The organism is Alkalihalobacillus bogoriensis ATCC BAA-922 (assembly GCF_000621445.1).
In the GTDB taxonomy this organism is placed as follows: Bacteria; Bacillota; Bacilli; order Bacillales; family Bacillaceae_F; genus Bacillus_AO; species Bacillus_AO bogoriense.
The window spans coordinates 59,337-78,841 of record NZ_KK211283.1 but is presented as its reverse complement, the minus strand read 5'-3'; the positions used below and the strand labels follow the sequence as shown (position 1 = coordinate 78,841).

22 protein-coding genes, 11 tRNA genes and 1 rRNA gene are annotated in these 19,505 nt (G+C 38.1%); 2 read left to right on the top strand and 32 right to left on the bottom strand.

Annotation, left to right across the window (positions count from 1 at the left end; all coding sequences use genetic code 11):
- The 13 genes from T323_RS0125495 to T323_RS0125435 form a co-directional block, all read right to left on the bottom strand.
- Window positions 1-216 (bottom strand): 16S ribosomal RNA (locus tag T323_RS0125495); the annotation flags it as partial.
- A 162-nt stretch (window positions 217-378) separates the two neighbouring features.
- Window positions 379-455 (bottom strand) — tRNA-Ile (locus tag T323_RS0125490).
- Window positions 456-462: 7 nt separating this feature from the next.
- Window positions 463-536, bottom strand: a tRNA-Gly gene (locus tag T323_RS0125485).
- Between the two features lie 9 nt (window positions 537-545).
- Window positions 546-622 (bottom strand) — tRNA-Pro (locus T323_RS0125480).
- Window positions 623-629: 7 nt separating this feature from the next.
- Window positions 630-706 (bottom strand) — tRNA-Arg (locus T323_RS0125475).
- A gap of 45 nt (window positions 707-751) precedes the next feature.
- Window positions 752-837, bottom strand: a tRNA-Leu gene (locus T323_RS0125470).
- Between the two features lie 52 nt (window positions 838-889).
- Window positions 890-974 (bottom strand) — tRNA-Leu (locus tag T323_RS0125465).
- A gap of 17 nt (window positions 975-991) precedes the next feature.
- Window positions 992-1,067 (bottom strand) — tRNA-Asp (locus T323_RS0125460).
- Window positions 1,068-1,089: 22 nt separating this feature from the next.
- Window positions 1,090-1,165: transfer RNA gene (locus tag T323_RS0125455), tRNA-Val, on the bottom strand.
- Window positions 1,166-1,205: 40 nt separating this feature from the next.
- Window positions 1,206-1,280: transfer RNA gene (locus tag T323_RS0125450), tRNA-Glu, on the bottom strand.
- Window positions 1,281-1,286: 6 nt separating this feature from the next.
- Window positions 1,287-1,377: transfer RNA gene (locus T323_RS0125445), tRNA-Ser, on the bottom strand.
- Window position 1,378: 1 nt separating this feature from the next.
- Window positions 1,379-1,453, bottom strand: a tRNA-Asn gene (locus tag T323_RS0125440).
- 153 nt (window positions 1,454-1,606) lie between these two features.
- Window positions 1,607-2,062 carry a SprT family protein gene (locus T323_RS0125435; protein WP_026675773.1) on the bottom strand — a complete coding sequence of 152 codons (456 nt, stop codon included), beginning with the start codon at window positions 2,060-2,062 and terminating at the stop codon, window positions 1,607-1,609.
- A gap of 107 nt (window positions 2,063-2,169) precedes the next feature.
- On the opposite strand from T323_RS0125435, the gene cmpA reads away from it, so the two are divergent.
- The gene (gene cmpA / locus T323_RS29075; protein WP_156942536.1) at window positions 2,170-2,304 is read left to right on the top strand and encodes a cortex morphogenetic protein CmpA; all 135 of its coding nucleotides are present in this window, start codon (window positions 2,170-2,172) and stop codon (window positions 2,302-2,304) included.
- Window positions 2,305-2,362: 58 nt separating this feature from the next.
- Here cmpA and T323_RS0125425 read toward each other — a convergent pair whose 3' ends face one another.
- The 14 genes from T323_RS0125425 to acpS all read right to left on the bottom strand — a co-directional run bounded on the left by T323_RS0125425 (window position 2,363) and on the right by acpS (window position 13,728).
- The gene (locus T323_RS0125425; RefSeq protein WP_026675772.1) at window positions 2,363-4,543 is read right to left on the bottom strand and encodes a Tex family protein; all 2,181 of its coding nucleotides are present in this window, start codon (window positions 4,541-4,543) and stop codon (window positions 2,363-2,365) included.
- Window positions 4,544-4,696: 153 nt separating this feature from the next.
- A complete protein-coding gene (locus T323_RS0125420) occupies window positions 4,697-5,302 on the bottom strand; it encodes a PP2C family serine/threonine-protein phosphatase (RefSeq protein WP_026675771.1) in 606 nt (201 codons plus the stop codon).
- Window positions 5,303-6,088 carry an RNA polymerase sigma factor SigB gene (sigB, locus tag T323_RS0125415; RefSeq protein WP_026675770.1) on the bottom strand — a complete coding sequence of 262 codons (786 nt, stop codon included), beginning with the start codon at window positions 6,086-6,088 and terminating at the stop codon, window positions 5,303-5,305.
- Window positions 6,051-6,533, bottom strand: a complete 483-nt coding sequence (gene rsbW, locus T323_RS0125410; protein WP_026675769.1) for an anti-sigma B factor RsbW — start codon at window positions 6,531-6,533, stop codon at window positions 6,051-6,053. The genes sigB and rsbW overlap by 38 nt, the downstream gene beginning before the upstream one ends.
- Window positions 6,530-6,871: an STAS domain-containing protein gene (locus T323_RS0125405; protein WP_026675768.1), complete on the bottom strand. Its 342-nt coding sequence runs from the start codon at window positions 6,869-6,871 to the stop codon at window positions 6,530-6,532. Before T323_RS0125405 ends, rsbW begins: the two co-directional genes overlap by 4 nt.
- 54 nt (window positions 6,872-6,925) lie before the next feature.
- The gene (locus T323_RS0125400) at window positions 6,926-7,951 is read right to left on the bottom strand and encodes a PP2C family protein-serine/threonine phosphatase (protein ID WP_035179971.1); all 1,026 of its coding nucleotides are present in this window, start codon (window positions 7,949-7,951) and stop codon (window positions 6,926-6,928) included.
- Window positions 7,952-7,962: 11 nt separating this feature from the next.
- Complete coding sequence (locus T323_RS0125395; protein ID WP_026675766.1) at window positions 7,963-8,373, bottom strand: anti-sigma regulatory factor; 411 nt, start codon at window positions 8,371-8,373, stop codon at window positions 7,963-7,965.
- Between the two features lie 4 nt (window positions 8,374-8,377).
- Window positions 8,378-8,734, bottom strand: coding sequence for an STAS domain-containing protein (locus T323_RS0125390; protein WP_026675765.1), 357 nt, complete (start codon window positions 8,732-8,734; stop codon window positions 8,378-8,380).
- Between the two features lie 15 nt (window positions 8,735-8,749).
- Window positions 8,750-9,568: an RsbT co-antagonist protein RsbRA gene (gene rsbRA / locus T323_RS0125385; RefSeq protein ID WP_026675764.1), complete on the bottom strand. Its 819-nt coding sequence runs from the start codon at window positions 9,566-9,568 to the stop codon at window positions 8,750-8,752.
- A gap of 146 nt (window positions 9,569-9,714) precedes the next feature.
- Complete coding sequence (locus T323_RS0125380; RefSeq protein WP_026675763.1) at window positions 9,715-10,065, bottom strand: type II toxin-antitoxin system PemK/MazF family toxin; 351 nt, start codon at window positions 10,063-10,065, stop codon at window positions 9,715-9,717.
- A 3-nt stretch (window positions 10,066-10,068) separates the two neighbouring features.
- Window positions 10,069-10,320: a CopG family ribbon-helix-helix protein gene (locus tag T323_RS0125375; protein WP_169737926.1), complete on the bottom strand. Its 252-nt coding sequence runs from the start codon at window positions 10,318-10,320 to the stop codon at window positions 10,069-10,071.
- A gap of 141 nt (window positions 10,321-10,461) precedes the next feature.
- Window positions 10,462-11,637, bottom strand: a complete 1,176-nt coding sequence (alr, locus tag T323_RS0125370) for an alanine racemase (protein WP_026675761.1) — start codon at window positions 11,635-11,637, stop codon at window positions 10,462-10,464.
- A gap of 176 nt (window positions 11,638-11,813) precedes the next feature.
- Window positions 11,814-12,839 (bottom strand): LolA family protein, encoded by a 1,026-nt coding sequence (locus T323_RS0125365; protein ID WP_026675760.1) that lies wholly within the window; start codon window positions 12,837-12,839, stop codon window positions 11,814-11,816.
- 529 nt (window positions 12,840-13,368) lie between these two features.
- The gene (acpS, locus tag T323_RS0125360) at window positions 13,369-13,728 is read right to left on the bottom strand and encodes a holo-ACP synthase (RefSeq protein WP_026675759.1); all 360 of its coding nucleotides are present in this window, start codon (window positions 13,726-13,728) and stop codon (window positions 13,369-13,371) included.
- Window positions 13,729-13,835: 107 nt separating this feature from the next.
- On the opposite strand from acpS, the gene T323_RS0125355 reads away from it, so the two are divergent.
- Entirely contained in the window at window positions 13,836-14,588 is a 753-nt protein-coding gene (locus tag T323_RS0125355; protein WP_026675758.1) for a rhomboid family intramembrane serine protease, read from the top strand.
- A 68-nt stretch (window positions 14,589-14,656) separates the two neighbouring features.
- Here T323_RS0125355 and T323_RS0125350 read toward each other — a convergent pair whose 3' ends face one another.
- The 5 genes from T323_RS0125350 to T323_RS0125330 form a co-directional block, all read right to left on the bottom strand.
- Window positions 14,657-15,202, bottom strand: a complete 546-nt coding sequence (locus T323_RS0125350; protein ID WP_026675757.1) for a hypothetical protein — start codon at window positions 15,200-15,202, stop codon at window positions 14,657-14,659.
- 18 nt (window positions 15,203-15,220) lie between these two features.
- Window positions 15,221-15,547 carry a DUF2325 domain-containing protein gene (locus T323_RS0125345; RefSeq protein ID WP_026675756.1) on the bottom strand — a complete coding sequence of 109 codons (327 nt, stop codon included), beginning with the start codon at window positions 15,545-15,547 and terminating at the stop codon, window positions 15,221-15,223.
- Between the two features lie 179 nt (window positions 15,548-15,726).
- The gene (locus tag T323_RS0125340; protein ID WP_026675755.1) at window positions 15,727-16,869 is read right to left on the bottom strand and encodes a Ger(x)C family spore germination protein; all 1,143 of its coding nucleotides are present in this window, start codon (window positions 16,867-16,869) and stop codon (window positions 15,727-15,729) included.
- The gene (locus tag T323_RS0125335) at window positions 16,866-17,957 is read right to left on the bottom strand and encodes a GerAB/ArcD/ProY family transporter (RefSeq protein WP_026675754.1); all 1,092 of its coding nucleotides are present in this window, start codon (window positions 17,955-17,957) and stop codon (window positions 16,866-16,868) included. The genes T323_RS0125340 and T323_RS0125335 overlap by 4 nt, the downstream gene beginning before the upstream one ends.
- Complete coding sequence (locus T323_RS0125330) at window positions 17,932-19,485, bottom strand: spore germination protein (RefSeq protein ID WP_026675753.1); 1,554 nt, start codon at window positions 19,483-19,485, stop codon at window positions 17,932-17,934. The genes T323_RS0125335 and T323_RS0125330 overlap by 26 nt, the downstream gene beginning before the upstream one ends.
- Window positions 19,486-19,505 lie beyond the last annotated feature (20 nt).

Below are 19,505 nucleotides of genomic sequence, written 5' to 3'. Positions count from 1 at the left end.
AGCCATCTTTTAAAATGGAATTATGCAATTCCATCTATTATCCGGTATTAGCACCGATTTCTCGATGTTATCCCAGTCTACAGGGCAGGTTGCCCACGTGTTACTCACCCGTCCGCCGCTAACATCAGGGAGCAAGCTCCCATCAGTCCGCTCGACTTGCATGTATTAGGCACGCCGCCAGCGTTCGTCCTGAGCCAGGATCAAACTCTCCATAAAAGTGTTTGATATAGCTCAAAAATAATTCATTGACGAGATATTACTATCTCTTTAATTCGCTTGGCTTTTTCTTGTTCAGTTTTCAAAGAGCTATTTTGTTGCCCTGTTAGGACAGCTTAACCATCTTAACAAATTTAATTCATATTGTCAAAAGGTAATTTATGGTGGGCCTAAATGGACTCGAACCATCGACCTCACGCTTATCAGGCGTGCGCTCTAACCAGCTGAGCTATAGGCCCATAAATTTGGAGCGGGTGATGAGAATCGAACTCACGACATCAGCTTGGAAGGCTGAGGTTTTACCACTAAACTACACCCGCTTATTTAAATGGTCGGGAAGACAGGATTTGAACCTGCGACCCCCTGGTCCCAAACCAGGTGCTCTACCAAGCTGAGCCACTTCCCGAATATAATGGCGCGCCCTGAGAGATTCGAACTCCCGACCTTTTGATTCGTAGTCAAACACTCTATCCAGCTGAGCTAAGGGCGCATGATACCATTTAGAAAAAAACATACATATTATTTTATGAGAGTTTGGTGCGGTCGAGAGGACTCGAACCTCCACGGGGTTGCCCCCACTAGCCCCTCAAGCTAGCGCGTCTGCCATTCCGCCACGACCGCATCTATGACACACATTATCGTATGTTTTTCGTTTATAATTGTGACAATCAAATGGTGCGGGTGAAGGGAGTCGAACCCCCACGTCATAAGACACTAGATCCTAAGTCTAGCGCGTCTGCCAATTCCGCCACACCCGCAAATAAAGACAAAAAAATGGCGGTCCCGACCGGGATCGAACCGGCGATCTCCTGCGTGACAGGCAGGCATGTTAACCGCTACACCACGGGACCATTCCTTTAAATTTGTTATATATGGTGGAGGATGACGGGATCGAACCGCCGACCCCCTGCTTGTAAGGCAGGTGCTCTCCCAGCTGAGCTAATCCTCCGTTAGATTAATAATCAATCTATGAATCTTCATTAAATAGTTGGTGACCCGTACGGGATTCGAACCCGTGTTACCGCCGTGAAAGGGCGGTGTCTTAACCGCTTGACCAACGGGCCATAAAATGGCGGAGAAGGAGGGATTTGAACCCTCGCGCCGCTCGCGCGACCTACACCCTTAGCAGGGGCGCCCCTTCAGCCACTTGGGTACTTCTCCGTGGCTCCACAGGTAGGACTCGAACCTACGACCGATCGGTTAACAGCCGATAGCTCTACCACTGAGCTACTGTGGAATAATAATATCGTGAAATTTCTTGTTTCGACTTAAACTATTATACATAAGACGAAATTATATGTCAACAACTTTCGAAATATTTTTTTGTCGTTGTTGACTTGTCTTCAACAGCGACTTCTATAATATAGCACAAATAAAAAATGAGGTCAACTCATTCTGTAACCTTCAATAATTTACCTGCACATTTCCCACAGACATACTTTGTAACGTTAATTCTTCTTTTCCTTGTATACTTAGTCTTGCAGCTTGTACACTCGTATAAATGAACTGACGTGCTAACTCGTCTTGTATTAGGCAGGACCTGACAATAGCGACTTCCTCCTACCTCTTTTAAGAGCGTTTTAAAATCCGTATCTCGATGTTTATAACCTTTCCTTTGAATGTGAAGATGATAATGGCATAATTCATGTTTAATAATACCGACAAGTTCGTCATATCCATGAACCTCATATTGTTTTGGATTAATTTCAATATCGTGTGTCCGAAGTAAATAACGCCCGCCCGTCGTCTTCAACCGTGAGTTAAAGCGTGCTTCGTGTATAAAAGCTCTTCCAAAAAAAGAAAGCGAAATTTCTTCCACAAGTTTTTGCAAAGCCATTTGGTCCATCATTTTCTTCTCCTTTTTATCTTAATCCAATGAAAATCATTCAACTTTGACAAACTCCCCTTCATATAATGATAATAGTAACACATACAATAAGGAGATGGGTATCCATGCCTTACTGGTTAAAAAGCCAATTAAAACAAGCTTATATGCAAAAAGACCGTTATCAGATTTTGCTTTTAAACCAATGTTGGTTTTATTACAGGAAAACACAATTTGATGAAATGGAGAGACGTTGCAAATAATCGCTACAATAAGAAGAGAAATGACGGACTACAAAAGTCCGCCATTTCTCTTTTTTCCTTATACAGTTTGCTTTTCAGGTTGGAGCATCGTTAATGCGACACGATGTTTTTTATGGTCAACACTATCCACCCAAACCGTCACCACATCACCTACTGCAACGACTTCTAATGGATGCTTCACAAAGCGATTTGTTAGTTTAGAAATATGAACAAGCCCATCTTGCTTCACACCGATATCAACAAACGCTCCAAAGTCAACTACATTTCGAATTGTTCCTTGCAACTCCATTCCTGGTGTTAAATCTTCAAGTTGCAATACACCCTTCTTTAAAATCGGCTTTGCAATATCATCACGGGGGTCTCTACCAGGACGAACTAATGCATCGATAATATCCTTTAGCGTTAACTCCCCAACTCCTAACTCACTAGCCAATTCAGGTAACGGGGTTTTTGTTACCTTTTCTTTTAATTCCTCTGTCCCTAATTCTTCTAATGAAGCTCCTACTTTTTCTAGCAGCATCTTCGTTTCTTTATAACTCTCAGGGTGAATACCCGTTCGGTCTAAAGGATTTTTCCCACCTTGGATTCGTAAAAACCCAATACACTGTTCATATGTTTTTGCTCCTAAGCGCGGAATTTTCTTTAATTGACTTCGATCTGTAAACCGACCTTCCTCCTCTCTTTTTTTCACAACATTTGTTGCTACCGCTTTTGATAACCCAGCTACATATTGCAAAAGAGACGCAGAGGCTGTATTCACATTAACACCAACTCGGTTTACAACGAGTTCAACGACAAATGTAAGCTGGTCATTTAAATGCTTTTGCGAGACATCATGTTGGTACTGACCTACACCTACTGATTTCGGGTCGATTTTTACTAACTCTGCTAGCGGATCCTGTAACCGTCTTGCAATCGACACCGCACTTCGTTCTTCAACTTGAAACTCCGGAAATTCTTCTCGACCTAAATCTGAAGCAGAGTACACACTTGCTCCCGCTTCATTAACAATAACATACGAGATATCTAATTTCTCCGCTTGAATGACATCCGCAATAAACTGTTCTGTTTCACGCGACGCCGTTCCATTCCCAATGGCAACAACATTTACATTATGTTTTTTAATTAATGACAATACGACACTCTTTGCTTTTTCCGTTTCATTTCTAGGCGGAGTAGGGTAAACAACATCAATGGCTAATACTTTTCCTGTTTCATCAACGACTGCTAATTTACAGCCTGTCCGATAGGCAGGGTCAACTCCTAATACAACCGTATCTTTAATCGGCGGCTGCAATAATAGATTCCGTAGATTTTCAGAAAAAATATGAATAGCCTGTTCTTCCGCCTTTGTTGAAAGTTCATTTCGAATTTCTCTTTCAATAGACGGTTCGATTAGCCGCTTATACCCATCTTCAATTGCCTCCATTATAAAAGGAACAGTCGGTGACCCATAACGCTTAATGTACCTTTTCTCAATTAACTTGATCATGCGTTCTGCTGGGAAGCTGACAGAAACTTTAATAATATCTTCCTTTTCCCCACGGTTCATCGCTAACACACGATGCGGGACAATCTTTTTCACTGGTTCTTCATATTCATAATACATTTCAAATACCGCTTTTTCATCCGCTTCCGCATTTTTCACTTTAGTCGTAATCTTGCCATCTCTTCTCGCCAATTCCCGAATCTCTTTTCGAATGTCGGCATCATCCGAAACCCACTCAGCAATAATATCTTTTGCTCCTTGTAATGCGTCCTCAATCGTATGTACTTCTTTTTCTTCTGATAAATATGTCGCTGCTTCTTCCTCTACATGACCTTCTTTCGGCTGCGATACTATCCATTCTGCTAATGGCTCTAATCCTTTTTCTTTTGCGACAGTTGCTTTCGTTCTGCGCTTTTGTTTATATGGACGATATAAATCCTCAACCTCTTGTAGCTTTTGTGCCTTTGTAATCGCTGCAGCCAATTCATCTGTCAACTTTCCTTGTTCCTCAATTAACCGTAATACTTCTTCTTTTCGGTCTCTTAAATTTACGGCATATTGCCATTTTTCTGTAATCGTGCGAATCTGCACTTCATCGATGCCACCTGTCATCTCTTTACGATATCTAGCAATAAACGGGACTGTGTTCCCTTCCTCAATTAATGAAATAACCGTTTTTATAACTTTCGAAGATAATGATAATTCTTTTGCAATAACTCCAACCATATCTTCGTGATTATGATTTGTCATTATACCTCTCCTTTTTTCTCAGCTTTCCATACAATAGTTCTATTATAGCTAGTTTTTCTTTAAGACAAAACAAATAAACCACGAATACTTCAGACTGTATGTGAAGACCGTTGTGTAAAAACAAAAAACCTTAGTTACACTAAGGTTTTTCTGTTAACGAATTTTGCCAATGAGTACCGTTAAATCATCGGCCTTGTTTTTAATGTTTTCCTGGATAAACTCAGCAGCCTCATCTGGTGATTGCAACATCGTTGTATTTAATTGCTTACTTGAACTTAATTTCATTCCGTCCGAGTACAGTAAAAATGCACTTCCTGACTTGTAAGGGTACCGCTCTACTTTAATTGTATTTTTCCGACCTGATAAAAATCCTCTTGTTGGAATTGGCCTGATTACTTCTCCATTTGGTAAGTAATAGATAAACCCGATATTCCCCACATTACTGTAATGTAGTAGATTTTCCTCATAATCAACTTTAAGAACCGTCAACACAGCTCCCCGTTTTCCTACTAACGCATCATTGCACCGCTTCATTAATACTTCAAGAGGTTCATAATGAAATTCTTTTATCATTTTCATTACTTCATCTGAAGATATTAATGCTCCTTCTCCGCTTCCTAATCCGTCGGCAATGGCACATAAAAAATATTGTTTTGTTTCTATCATGACGTAAGAGTCACCGCAACAATAATTTCCCGCTTTTGCTTGCTGGTACACTGCGACTTTCACATGGTCATGAATTTTATACTCGACAACCAATTATAGACACTCCGATGGCTCTACACGAATTGACTTTCGTAACTTTTCTAATGCTTTTCGCTGCAAGCGGGAAACATGCATTTGTGATATTCCTAATTTTTCACCGGTTTCTTTTTGACTTAAATTTTCATAATACGTATACAATAAAATTTGCCTTTCCCGTTCATTTAGCACATCAAATGCTTTTTCTATCACCATTTGTTGATCCGTTCGGTCAAACCCTTGATCTTGTTGTCCAACTAAGTCTAAAAGGGTTACTTCCCCACCTTCTTGATCAGCCTCCAACGATCGGTCAACAGATAAAGCTTGGTAGCTTTTGCCCATCTCCATTGCTTCCAATACTTCTTCCATCGAAACATCCAGGTAATCCGCAATTTCTTCCACCTTTGGTGAACGTTGCAGCTCCGTTGTTAATGCTTCCACCGCTTTTTTGATCTTTGGCCCTAACTCTTTAATTCTTCGCGGCACGTGAACACTCCATGTTTTGTCACGAATAAACCTTTTAATTTCTCCAATAATCGTTGGTACGGCAAAGGATTCAAACGACTTTCCGAACTCCAAATCAAATCGTTTGAGGGCGCCAAGAAGACCAACCATACCGACTTGATATAAGTCCTCCTCATGTTCCCTACCTTTAGCGAACTTTTTTGAAAGAGTTTGAACGAGCGGATCATAATGCGTTACTAATTTAGTTTGAATCTCTTCATTTTGATTTTTTTGAAACTCTCTTATCCACTTTTCGATGTCTTCACTGCTCTTGTTTTGTTGCTGAGGTTTCATCGACATATCGTTCCACCCCATCTCTTTGAAGAAACTTCGTCATCACTAACACAACTCCGTTTTCCTCGCTGATTTCGACTTTATCCATTAATGTGTTGATTAAAAAGAGGCCAAGCCCCCCCTCTTTTAACTCTGAGACGGAACGATCCCCATTTATCGGTCCCATCGTTTCGCGAATTTGCTCTACATTAAAACTTCTTCCCCTATCCGCTACAATCACTTCAAGTCGGTCTTCATAGATTTGAAAAGAAACTGAAATTAGTCCTTCTTGCGTATACGCATGATCTACTACATTAGTGCATGCTTCCGCAACCGCTATTTTAATATCTTCAATTTCATCATAAGAATAGCCTACCCGATTTGCAATTCCAGAAACGGTTAGTCGAATCACTCCGACATATTCAGGTTTGGCTGGAACGGTCATTTCAATGAGGTCACGTTCTTGAATCATTTTGCTTCTTCCCTCCTGTTTTCATCGATGTCTAAGTCTAATACTTCATCAAGGCCAGTTATTTTAAAGAGACGCTCTACTCGGCTTGATAATCCTTTAAGCTTGATTTTACTATTATGTGCATGTGAAGATTTTAGCGCTCCGATAAAGATTCCTAACCCAGTACTATCTATATAATTAACCTCTGATAAGTCGATAATCACTTCTGCCCCTGACTGCTCAGTTAATGGTAATAACGCCTCTCGGAGGTTGGGTGCAGTGTATGCATCAACTTCACCAGATAAGTATACGATAACTTCATTAGCGCCTTTATTCACCTGATTGATTTCTAAATTCATTCTTGCTCCTCCTCGTGTTTTCCATATTCTTTACATACCACGCTTCGTCCATACTTAAACCTGTCTGCGTAAAATCATTAACGTAAAATCATCTTTTAACGCAAACCCTTGAAGCTGGGCCAATTCATGGTAAACGTTGTCAACAATTTCTTGTGCACTAAGATGCATATATTTACGAATAAGATTTGTTACTTCCTCTCTTTCAATAAAACGTTCATCTACTCGACATTCTGTAACACCATCAGATAGTAACACGATAAAATCGCCTTCATTCACTTTCTTCTCATACTCTCTAAATTTCGTTTTACGAGATACACCTAACACTAAACCTTTTGCGTACAGTTCTTCAAACGTATCTTGTTCATAATTGTAAAAAAAGCCGGGTTCATGACCAGCACCTGAATAGAAAAACTCATGCGCACGTGGGTCATAAGAGCCGTACATCATTGTTATAAACATACTTTCATCAACATTTTGTTCAACAACTCGGTTTAGGTTTTCTAATAATGCACCTGGCTGCATTCTTTGTTCTGGTAAACTGTCCATCGCATATTTAATCATCGACATACATAAAGCAGCAGGTACTCCTTTTCCGATGATATCTGCAATCGCTACTCCCACACACTCGTTTTCATCTTTTACACAATAATAATAATCCCCACTCATTTTACTTGCTGGCACACTAATGATTCCTATATCTAACGAATCGACGACTGGGATTTCTTTTGGTAAAAGTGTTTGTTGCATATTAGCAGCAACATCAATTTGTAATTCCAATTCTCGTTGCCGATCACGTAAAATTTGGTGTTCACGATAGGCTAACCCGTAACCAATCATCACTTCTAACAAAAATTCAAAAGAGTCTCTCATTTCTTCTGCTACATGAGGGTATACTTCTTCAAGCACTGAAAAATGTAAACTAATTAATTCTTCTGGCGATGTTTGATTTTCTAATAGCTTTTTACTGTACTGTTGGGCTTTATAAAGTCCTTGCTCGCTTTTATTCTCCAAATAGCTTTTTAGAATTTCTTTATATTTGGTAGGTAGTGTCACATCAATCTCTTTATATTCAATCACCATCTTACCTCCTTTTAGCGGAGCCACTTAATAGCGGTAATTACAGTCCCATTTCCACGTGACGATTCGATTGTGAAATCATCCATCAATCTTTTCACTCCTGGTAACCCTGCTCCAAGACCACCTGAAGTTGTAAACCCATCTTCCATCACTTGACGAACATCATCGATCCCAGGCCCTTCATCTTTCGCCGTAATTTTGATTCCTTTTTGAGCCATTGGAGAATCTGAAGAAATGAGCTCAATGACAATAATTCCTTCATTTGCGTATAAGTATATGTTACGAGCTAATTCTGAAATTGCTGTAGTAATTCTTGCTTGATCTACACTACCAAACCCAATCTCTTTCGCTATTGTTCGCCCCGCTTGTCTAGCAGCAACAATCTCCCACTCACTCTTCACTTCTACTTTGGAATGGAATGCCATCTTTTCATCCCTCCAATTCCTGTTGCAACTTCTCCAACCCTTGTTCTAAATCTAGTGCTGTCTTTACATTATTTAATGTAATGCCCATATCGATAAGAGTAATCGCAACAGCAGGCTGAATGCCGGTCAACACTACTTTAGCCCCCATTAAATTAGACATATCTACTACATCACCTAACACCTTTGCTATAAATGAATCAATCATTTCAACAGAAGTTAAATCAATAACAACTCCCAATGAACCTTCTTTGTGAATTTTATTTAATAAATCTTCTTGGAATTGTAATGCGGTTTGATCATCCAACTCAATTTGAACACTAACGAGCAAGTAATGATGTAGTTTTAAAATCGGTATTCTCATAATTACATCCCCTGCCTATACATCAATAATTTGTTTATTCGTAAACTCAAGTGCAGATTCAATCCCTTTTCTTAATGAACTTTTTGTAGGGAAATTACTTAAATCAATACCTAAATTTACAATCGTTTGAGCAATCTCAGGGCGAATTCCGACGAGGATACACTTGGCACCAACTAATCGTACAGCTTCAGCTGCTTGAATGATATGGTGAGCAACCATCGTATCGACAACTGGGACCCCAGTAATGTCAATTAGCACCACTTGGGAACGATGTTTAATAACCCCTTCTAATAGATTTTCCATTATTAATTTTGCCCTTGCCGTGTCAATGGTTCCAACTAACGGCATGACACTTATACTTTCAAACACCGGAATGAGCGGTGCTGACAATTCTAGAAGTGACATTTTTTGTAATTTAAATGTATTTTCCCAAGACCCCGTATAATCGTGAACAAGTTGATTAATAATGCCATCTATCCATGCTTCTGTATTATAAAAAATACTAATTAACTTTTTCACATCTTTTTCATAGTCTGATAGTAATTCAAAAATAACACGGCGAAACGCTTGAAGCCCTTGAGTAAAATAAGCAAGTGGCCACCCAGCCCGAATTAATCGATCTGTATATTGGCTTAACTTTTCATTTGCTTCTGATAATGAGAGCTCCAATGTATCTAAAATTACATGCCCAAATTCAAGATTCATAGTATGAAAGGCTTGTTCTGAGACACTTTGGACATATAAATCGTCTTTCACATTTTCAACTTCTTTTAGCCATCGTTCAATTAATTGCTGTTTGTTTTGAATAATGAGATCAATAATAAAAGGTTCCATTATCCCACCCCCACATTTGTTATTATTTCATTTCTATAAAGAAGTTGCAAAACCTGCGCCCATTGCATATGAAGTAGTAAAAGGATTTATAAACAAAAAAGTTGCATCCTCTTGTACTAGTGGAGCAACCTTTTTCACCTATCCAATTAAAAATCAATTAAGCCTAATGATATTTGCAGCGCATCATTTACACGACTCATCATATCATCGTCAAGATGTGTAATCTTATCTGTTAAACGCTGCTTGTCAATGGTCCGAATTTGTTCCAATAAAATCACTGAATCTCGGTCAAAACCATAACGTTTTGCATTAATCTCAACATGTGTCGGTAATTTTGCTTTTTGAATTTGTGCTGTAATAGCAGCTACAATGACAGTTGGACTAAATCGATTTCCAATATCATTTTGAATGATAAGAACGGGCCTGACTCCACCTTGTTCAGAGCCTACAACAGGTGAAAGGTCAGCGAAATAGACATCGCCTCGTTTTACAATCAAAAGCTACACCCCACTAACTAAGCGATCTAGGGTATGCTCTGCTTCCTCCTCAGCAAGAAAGGCTTCCGATGCGATGTTTAAATTAATTTTAGCCATTTCCATATATCCCTGCTGCATCGTTTCGCGTATCTTACGTTTTTTCCGTTCACGAAGATACATTTTCGTAGCTTGGTAAATAAATTCACTGCGGTTTACGTTCTCTTGCTTAATAACACCATCCACCTCATTTAAAATGTGCTGTGGTAAATTAACCATGATCCGTTTTGTGCTGTTTTCAGACACAAAAAACCCCCCCCAACATACGACTAACGACCTTTTTTTCTTCCAATAACAATAATAGCACTATAGGGAAAGAATTGCAAAACGTTCTTACTCCTTTTACAACTGTTCAATGTTTTATAAGATTATTTTATTTTTAATCGAAACAATTTGATTATTTCGAATATAAACACGTGGTACTCGTTGACCGATCATACAAGGCACTTCATAATTAATGGTCGCAAAACGCATCGCAATATCATCAATGGAAATAGATTCAGCTTGTTGCTGTCCAATTAATGTGACTTTTGTTCCTTCCTTCACTTCATAAGGGAGACGCACCATACATTGATCCATACAAATCCTTCCGACAAATGGAGCTTTTTTACCGTCAACAATGACATGCCCTCCATTTGTAGAGTGGTAACGATACCAACCATCGGCATATCCAATCGGAATCGTTCCAATCCATTCCCAGTCTTTCGTTTGATAGGTCGCCCCGTAACTTATTCCTTCTCCTGGAGGGACATGTTTCACTTGTGTGAATCGGCTATGCAAAGAAAATGCTTCTTTTAATCGGACTGGAAGTAGATCTTTAATCTCTATTGATGGGGTTAGTCCATACATCGATATTCCAAGACGAAACATATTAAAGGCCCTGTCTGGAAATCTTAGTCCTGTTGCGCTGTTTCCACAATGAATATAAGGAATTGAAATTTCGTGCTTGTTAAATAAGGCCAATACTCGTAAAAACCTAACATATTGTTTTTCAAAATAGTCAAATGTTAACTCATCTGCAGTTGCAAAATGGGTAAAAACCCCTTCAATTGAAAAATGATCGCTTCGTTTAATGATTTCAATTACATCATTTCCTTCTTCTTCGGTTGTTATACCAATTCTGCCCATGCCTGTATCGAATTTCAAATGAACGAAGATTTGCTCTTTTCCCTTATAAATAGACTGGACGTTTTCAACCCATGCTCGACTCATCGCGGTGACCGTAATCTTATATTGAACGGCGATGCTAACATCTTCTGGTCTTATATATCCTAATACAAGAATCGGTGCGTCAATGCCCGCTTTTCGTAACATGATTGCTTCATCTAAAATCGCGACAGCTAAATAAGCTGCCCCTGCATGTAATGCCGTTTTCGCTACTTCTACAGCACCATGCCCATAACCATCTGCTTTCACAACTGCCATTACATTCATATCTTGTTTAAAAATAGACTTTATATTTTTTATATTTTCTTCAATACAATCTAGATTCACTTCAACCCATGTATCACGATAATACTTTGGAACGTTTTCCACTTCGAGGGACACCTCTACTTATTCATGATTTAATCATGATTATCATTTGTAGAGAAGGAGATGTCAAATAATTTCTAGAATAAGCTTTCGAAGCTTCACTGCTATACCAAATTTTTTATATTTTCTTATATGTTGAAAAAGTAGGCCCAGTATTAGCCAGGCCTACCTACTTCCTCTTATTTCTCTAATGTTCCATACACGGAACGAGCAATCGAAATCATTTCTTCTGATTCTAACTCACTTGATGCAAGAATGAAGTCGACACCTTCATAAGACCAAAGAATCGAATCATTCGTTAAGATTCCAACCGTAAATCCTAAATCTACAGGCTCACCTTCACTAATATTCATCGGTGTGCTTGCCGGAACATATTTACTTCTTTGTTGGACAATCGTAAAGTTACGTTCTCCTGTGTATGACAACACAACTTTTTCGCCTTCCTCTGTTTGAACCGTTTGAGAACCTGTTAGCGATGTTCCATCAGGCTCATACATTGGATATAGAACGGTTAATGGCTGTTCAGTTGCTTCTTCTCCTTCAGCCATTGTTGGAATTTCTTCTAAAGAAGCTCCTGTCATGTTTCGCTCTGTTTCAAAGTCTCCTTCGCCAAAGCTTGCATTCATTTCAAATGATGTGAATTCTACTTCGACTAACACTTCAAAATCTGTATTCATAATTTTCACAGATGCTGGTGTTAAGTCTTTTTTGTTGAGCATGATTTCTTGACTGTGCAAGTTTTTATTTTGATAGTTCGTTGTTGTTTGGAAGACATAATGATCCTCACTCGCAGTAAACGAACGGTCACCATCAAGTAAAATGTCGGAAACTAATGATTCGTACAAATATACTTGACTATTGTTTTTTGGCCAATCACTTTGGAAGCGGAAGCTTTTGTTTAATGCTGGTGTAAGTACGAAAACCCCATCATCATTTCTTAGAATAATTTGATTTTGATCTTTATTTTCGTTGTGTAGTGCTACACGATAATACGTATCACTTTGATGCCAAATCTCCACATCATACTTTTGTGCTTCCGTACCGGTTTGTAGCGTCATCGTTGCATTGGCTTTGTACCCTGTCATTTCACTTAACGTGGTATCTAAGTCTTCAAGAATGTCCTCCTGCGTTTTTTCTCCGCACCCTGCTAAAAATACCATTGTGAGAACCATACTGATAGCTATTGTCCATAACCTTTTTCTCACGTCTGTTCACCCCTTTGTCTCAATTAACGACAAAGAAGGGACCATCATTTTGCATTGCATTTGGATCATATCGGTTCATACATTGAGGTATTTCTCATTGAGGTTCCTTGCTTCTTATGGTTAAACCCATTTAATCGCAAAGCAACAATGGTTCATGTCACACTTTTCACTTCCTATGCTCACGTATGAAATGAACGGCAAGCTTGACTATCCCATTTCGTAGTGTAACAGATCGGTCAGCTTTGATAGCCGGCAGAGGTTTTCGTCTTATCTAGAAGATAAATCAATGATGACTGTAAACAAAAAACGAAAAACGGCTTCCACATATGACTACTAACGCCGTACTCAACACCCGCACATTTTAAGTCCATTGTGATTGTCATCTTGCATAACAGACTGCCTAACTCAAAAAAAATACCTCAAAGCGATGATGATAACGATCAAATGCCTTGATCCCTCCTACCGCATTACACTATATGAGACAAACTAGAACAATATGCAGACTAGCTTGACAAGCTTAATATTTTTTTTAAGAATCCTCCATATACTCAATAATGACTTGAGCTACGGCAAATTCCTTACTATGGGAAATTGAAACATGAACTTTCCTATCTAGCAGTGGAATATAAGGTTTCCCTCTTTCATCAGATAAGATTTGAATATCTTGCCAACCGTATTGTTTCGATATTCCTGTCCCGACAGCTTTCACAAAGGCTTCTTTGGCTGCAAATCTTCCGGCCAAATATTCTACTTTCCTTTTTGCCGATAACATATCATATCTCGTTCGTTCTTCTAGGGTTAAAATTTTTTCAACGAACCGTTCATTTGAGTCTTGGGCTTCTTTTATTCGTTCTAATTCAATAATATCAATTCCTACACCTTGGATCATGGAATCACCTGCTTAGCATAATATCTTTTAGGCATCATAAACTTACCAATAATCTTATATCCATGGTAGTATAAACGATATAGACTTTAATAAAAAGGTGGATTTTGATGTTTATTCGTAATGAAAGCTTTTATTCTTTTCGAAACAACTATAAAGTCGTTACCGCCCTTATCGTCATACATCTTCTATTATTCTTATGGATGAACTTTTTCCCTGGTGGCAATTACATTCGTTTTTATGGCATTGGGTTTAACCCGCTCATTGCTGAAGGTGAGCTATGGCGACTTGTTACACCGATTTTTATGCATGTCACTCTCCAGCACGTCCTATTTAATTCTTTTTCACTCGTGTTATTTGGACCAGCACTTGAGAAAATGTTAGGACCTGTTAAATTTTTTGTTGGATACGTTTTATTTGGGATTATCGCAAACATTGCAACATTTTATATCGGCGGCTTACAATACCCTCCCCATTTAGGAGCATCTGGCGCCATATTTGGTTTGTTCGGTTTGTATTTATACATGACCATTAATCGTAAAGATTTAATTGACCAAGCGAATTCTCAAATTGTCATTACGATTTTAATTATTGGGCTCATTATGACGTTTCTTAACCCAAATATTAATATTTTCGCTCACCTTTTCGGATTAATTGCTGGGGCAGCTTTAGCACCATTGTTTTTAATTGGGGCAAAGCCATACTACTACACTCCAACTCGTCATGTACATGACCAAGGGGAAGTAACATTTAACCCTAACCGTTGGAAGCGTAGACGATTTAATCAAAAAACAATCGGAAAATTGTTTTGGCTCATATTTGGGGTTCTTGTCCTTGTTGGGTTACTCGTACGTTTCCTTTAAACGAAAAAGCCATTTGTTTTCAAAATAAATATAAAAGTCATCATTGCGATAATGGCAATGATGACTTTTTATATGCTCACTACAGTATAAAGTTGTTTATAGGCTTCACATTGATAAAGATATGTTTTCCCTGACGTCACATCAATGACTTCAATCGATGATAATCGTGCCCGTCCACCCATTGTTTTCGAAAGAACATCACAATACTCTTGTACCATTTGTGAGTTCGTTTCTACTAAATATTTGGTGACACACTTCGTATTAGGATAATAAATGGTTGCTTCCTCAACGAACTGATTATTGTCCACTATTGCCTCTTTTGTTAAATATGTTAATAGATAATTAGTTATCTTTGCTAACGTTAAAACATACTGTGCCACTGAATCAAATGCATGTCTACACCAAGCCGTCCACTTTTCCTCAATAATCGTTAATAATTGCGTAAACGTTCGTTCCGTTGTAGAAAGCTGTAAATAACATGAGACGATGTCATTTAACGCAAGTTGAGCTGGCCCTCTCCAGTCTTTATACAAACAGTCTGAATTTATGTCATAGGCTCCATACGGGCATTTAATATAATTACTATGTTCTGATGTAAGACATTCTAGTTTCACCGTTTTTGACACCTCATATTAGTTTTGAAAATAGCGACATGAATCTTTTTGACCGCATTGTTCCATCTGACATTTTCCGATTGCCTGATAAATGGAGCACCATGACCGTTTCGCGTAGCAAATCGGTATACCTTGTTCATTTGCTCGTTTTTTTAATACCGTTGATAAGTTGTGGTTAATATAATCTGTCAGAACCAAGACTAAATCGACATGAGTTGGAATTTCTTTCTTTACTTGTTGTACTTTTCTACCGCTTATATGTAACACTTCACGAAACCCAATCCCCTCAAGCTTACTTGGGATTTTTCCTAAGTGATCTGCTCCTACGATTAAAAGTGATGACACTTTGCAAACACTCCTCCACGATTGATAATCGTTATCATTTGTTACACCTATTGTAATTGATATTGATTATCAATGTCAAATCTATTTTGATATGTTTACAAAATTGATACAATTGAAAAGGTTGGCTGTAAAGAAAATAATCATCCTTTCTATTAGCCAACCTTTATCACTACGAGCCTTTACCGACCAATTTTCTCTTTATGGTAATATCCTCTTTGTCCTGTATCGTCGATTTCAAACTCAACATTAATTTGAAATTGTGCTTCCTTCCAGCCACTTTCTAACCAGTTTAGCTGTTCAAAATACCCTGGATTCATCGCCCAAATGCGATGCCCCATTAACCATGGTTCAATATTTTCTTCTTGCATTCTTTTAATTAAAGCATGAATTTTATCTTTAAAATATTGCTCCGTTTCTTTTTCTACTTCTTTTATAAAAGAATCTGTATCTTTTACAGTGACATCAGCAAGACTTACGATTTCACCACTCCCTTTTATATCAATATGAAAGGTAACAGGATCCGTCTCCTCAAAGTGAATCGATTGTTTTAACTTTGACCTTGCTAATGACGTTGTTACTTTTACATCTTCATGTTCAATCACAACTGTACAATTCATATCAGTTACAAAGTCATCCTTTAACAACGTACTTAAGCCGACTTCTTTTTCTCGAATTTTTGTTTTTAATTGATAGTCTTGAAACACACCCATGCCTTCCACAATAATTTGTTCACCTTCTAAATAAGCCAATGGAATCGAAGACGCCCCTGAAACCATATTAGTATCTCGAAGAAACTTAAACAAACGAATTCCATTTGTGCGTGCTACTTTTTGTTCTGCTTGAAAAAATCGATCTAAATATAAAGCAGGCAATGTGACTAGAGGAGATTCTTGCCTTGTGAACTCCGATGCCTCTCCTTCAACAACAACTAAGTACACTTGGTTTGCCACAGTCGATTCACGATCAAGCAAATCCACAACTTCTTTTAAACCATCTCTAGCTATTTCCTCTGAAATAACAACTGCCTTTAAATGCCCAAAAAACAAAACTGAAGGTGTATACGTTTCTAATTTAACAAAAGCATCCCAAATCGTATCACTTTCAACTGTAAAGGATTCATATTGTCTCCCTCCTAAGCCAGAGGGTCCGTTACTAGCATCCGTTAAGATTGGTAATTGAATCGTAATTTTATATAAATGGTCTTCCCCTTTATCGATGCCCATACCGATAATCATTGAACGCTGGTCGAGTTCTCTTGAATCAGGTACACATGCTCCCATCATGACACATATAATGAGCAGGATCATAACGATTTTTTTCATGCCGATTCATTCCTTTTCTTTCTAACGATTAAATAAAGCAAACAAACAGAAGGAAGGAGTAAAGAGTATATGATCGTGTTCATATGATGTGCTCTCCAATACTCATCAATAATCGGCGGTGAAGACATCGTTAAAATAAACAGCAAGCTACATATAATAAATATTGCAATTTTGCCATTTAATTTTGGGATACTTACTTTTGTCATATAAAGAAGAAACCAAACATGAACAATGACAATTTTATAAAACACGATAATCCAAAAACTTAAAAACAATAAATCTAATCGTTCAAATACACCTGTATCGGTTCCAAACGATTGTACAAGCGAAATAAATGGCGAAGTTAAATGTAAGCTTTCTTCATACCCGAATGTGCCTAACACGACGATAGCTAAAGCGACATAGGTGACTACTACAAAAACTAATCCAGCACTAGTCGCTTTCAACACGTTTTCTGGTTTATGAACAAACCCGATAATACCAAGTAACGTGACCAATCCTCCGTAACGAGCCATATCTGATATCGAACTTTTTAATAATACGGTAATATCGAATGCGGTTACAGGTGGTATATATAACCAACGAAAATTCTCATTAAACCCTAAAATAAAAATCACAAATAATATGAGCGCTTCGATAGTGACTGTCATCACTAAAAAGCGACTTATCGCTGCTAATCCATAATACACACCAACCGCAACGACAACTAAAAATAATAAAATATAGATCCACTTTTCAATATTCGGTAATAAAAACGAACCGACTACAATCGACATCCCTGTAAGGGCTACACCACCCGCATAGATGATACTACAAAAAAGGTAAATGACGATAAAATAATACACAGGCTTCCACACCGCTTGCTGCAGTTCTCCAAAAAAGTCTCCGTCGTGATACGTTTTAATAAACAAATGAATTAAAAAGAGAAACCCGAAGTATGGAATCGCTGTGATGATGAGCTTTAACCATGCACTCCGGATTTCCTCTCCAGCGACATAAGGAAGAAAAGCAATTCCAATACTAATCGTGGAAGCGATCGTATATGAAAACAAATCAAATGACTTAAGTGTTTTCTTTACGGTTTTCATGTTGACTTGCCCCCCCGACGTCCTTTTCTCGCAAGTAAGTTCTAGCAAAAATATTGAGAAGCTCTTTTGGATTCAATGGGCTGAGTGGTGACATATATGGTTTCTTAAATGAGGTCAAAGCACATACATGAATCGTTAGTAAACAAACACCTAATACAACCCCAAACAAACCTAAAATGGAAGCAAAGAACAATAAAATATATCGAACAATTCGCCATGATGATGCAAGCTCCCACGAAGGCGCGGTAAAAGCTGAAATCGCTGTAAATGCGATCACAATGACCATAACACTACTCACGATTCCTGCTTCTACAGCTGCTTGTCCAATAACAAGCCCACCAACAATCCCGATTGTTTGACCGATAAAACTCGGTAATCTTATACTTGACTCGACTAATGTATCTAACGCAAACATCATTAAAAATGCTTCAATCGCTGCTGGAAATGGAATGTTATTACGTGATTCAGCAATTGTTAATGCTAGCGTTGTTGGGATAAGTTCGGGATGAAAAGCGACTAAGGCAACATATAAAGCAGGTAAGAGTGTCGCTACAAACATACTCATCATCCGTACTAGTCTTATAAAGGTTACACTCCAAACAGAACCTTCATCATTATCGTCTCCAGTTTCATAAAAGGACGCTAATGTACTCGGTAAAATAATTCCAAATGTAGAGTTATCTAACAAAATCACAATTTTCCCTTGCGTTAGAGCAAAAGCTGCTTGATCCGGTCTTTCTGTCTTTTTTACTTGGGGAAACAATGACTTTGGAAACTCTGTAATATGCTGTGCTAAAATCGCTGTTGTTGTAACATTATCTGCTTTTACACTACTTATCCTTTCTAAGACATCGTAAAGCAAATCACTGTCAACGTACTCGTCTAAATAAACAACTAGTGTTTTTGTTTGAGTTAAACTTCCCAACTTATATTTCCGAGCCTTTAAACGTGGGTCTTTAAAATATTTTCGTAATAATGATAAATTTTTAACAGCATCTTCCACAAACCCTACTTTCGGCCCGTATACTTGCTGTTCTGTTGACGGCTCTGATAAATTTCTAGTTTCAAAATTAGGAAGAGCCACCGTAATCGGCTTTACCCCACTTAAGTGACAAATAACATCGCCTTTTAAACAGTTATCTAGAAGCTCCCTCCAATTTGCCGGTGTCGAATATTTTACGTTATAAATAACCTCTCCTAATTCTTTTAGTGGCTCTTCGATTTGTTTTTCGACTCTAAGAACAAACGGCTGAATGACTCCTTCTTGCAAGCGCTCGTGATGGATAATGCCATCAAAATAATATACCGTTAGTGTTTGGTTTGATGGCAATGTTACCGTTCGTTGTTCAAAATCTGAACTATGTTCAAAAATTATATTTAAATTTCGGGATACTTCTTCTTCACAAAAAGGAACTTCATCAAGTTCAGAAATTCCAATTTTATTATGGAGAAAATCTTGATAATCAGGTGTTTCAAATTGTTTTTTATCAGTTATTTTCCTCTGCTGTTTCTTTTTTTGACGAAGCATAGCTATCCCACCTAACATTG

Bases quoted from the DNA above. Each gene is read 5' to 3' on its own strand.
- T323_RS0125435 (WP_026675773.1), bottom strand. From the start codon at position 2,062: ATGGACCAAATGGCTTTGCAAAAACTTGTGGAAGAAATTTCGCTTTCT.
- T323_RS0125330 (WP_026675753.1), bottom strand. From the start codon at position 19,485: ATGCTTCGTCAAAAAAAGAAACAGCAGAGGAAAATAACTGATAAAAAA.
- acpS (WP_026675759.1), bottom strand. From the start codon at position 13,728: ATGATCCAAGGTGTAGGAATTGATATTATTGAATTAGAACGAATAAAA.
- rsbW (WP_026675769.1), bottom strand. From the start codon at position 6,533: ATGATTCAAGAACGTGACCTCATTGAAATGACCGTTCCAGCCAAACCT.
- T323_RS0125340 (WP_026675755.1), bottom strand. From the start codon at position 16,869: ATGAAAAAAATCGTTATGATCCTGCTCATTATATGTGTCATGATGGGA.
- T323_RS0125405 (WP_026675768.1), bottom strand. From the start codon at position 6,871: ATGAATTTAGAAATCAATCAGGTGAATAAAGGCGCTAATGAAGTTATC.
- T323_RS0125395 (WP_026675766.1), bottom strand. From the start codon at position 8,373: ATGGCATTCCATTCCAAAGTAGAAGTGAAGAGTGAGTGGGAGATTGTT.
- rsbRA (WP_026675764.1), bottom strand. From the start codon at position 9,568: ATGGAACCTTTTATTATTGATCTCATTATTCAAAACAAACAGCAATTA.
- T323_RS0125355 (WP_026675758.1), top strand. From the start codon at position 13,836: ATGTTTATTCGTAATGAAAGCTTTTATTCTTTTCGAAACAACTATAAA.
- T323_RS0125375 (WP_169737926.1), bottom strand. From the start codon at position 10,320: ATGGTTAATTTACCACAGCACATTTTAAATGAGGTGGATGGTGTTATT.
- cmpA (WP_156942536.1), top strand. From the start codon at position 2,170: ATGCCTTACTGGTTAAAAAGCCAATTAAAACAAGCTTATATGCAAAAA.
- T323_RS0125335 (WP_026675754.1), bottom strand. From the start codon at position 17,957: ATGAAAACCGTAAAGAAAACACTTAAGTCATTTGATTTGTTTTCATAT.
- T323_RS0125425 (WP_026675772.1), bottom strand. From the start codon at position 4,543: ATGACAAATCATAATCACGAAGATATGGTTGGAGTTATTGCAAAAGAA.
- T323_RS0125400 (WP_035179971.1), bottom strand. From the start codon at position 7,951: ATGGTGATTGAATATAAAGAGATTGATGTGACACTACCTACCAAATAT.
- T323_RS0125390 (WP_026675765.1), bottom strand. From the start codon at position 8,734: ATGAGAATACCGATTTTAAAACTACATCATTACTTGCTCGTTAGTGTT.
- sigB (WP_026675770.1), bottom strand. From the start codon at position 6,088: ATGTCGATGAAACCTCAGCAACAAAACAAGAGCAGTGAAGACATCGAA.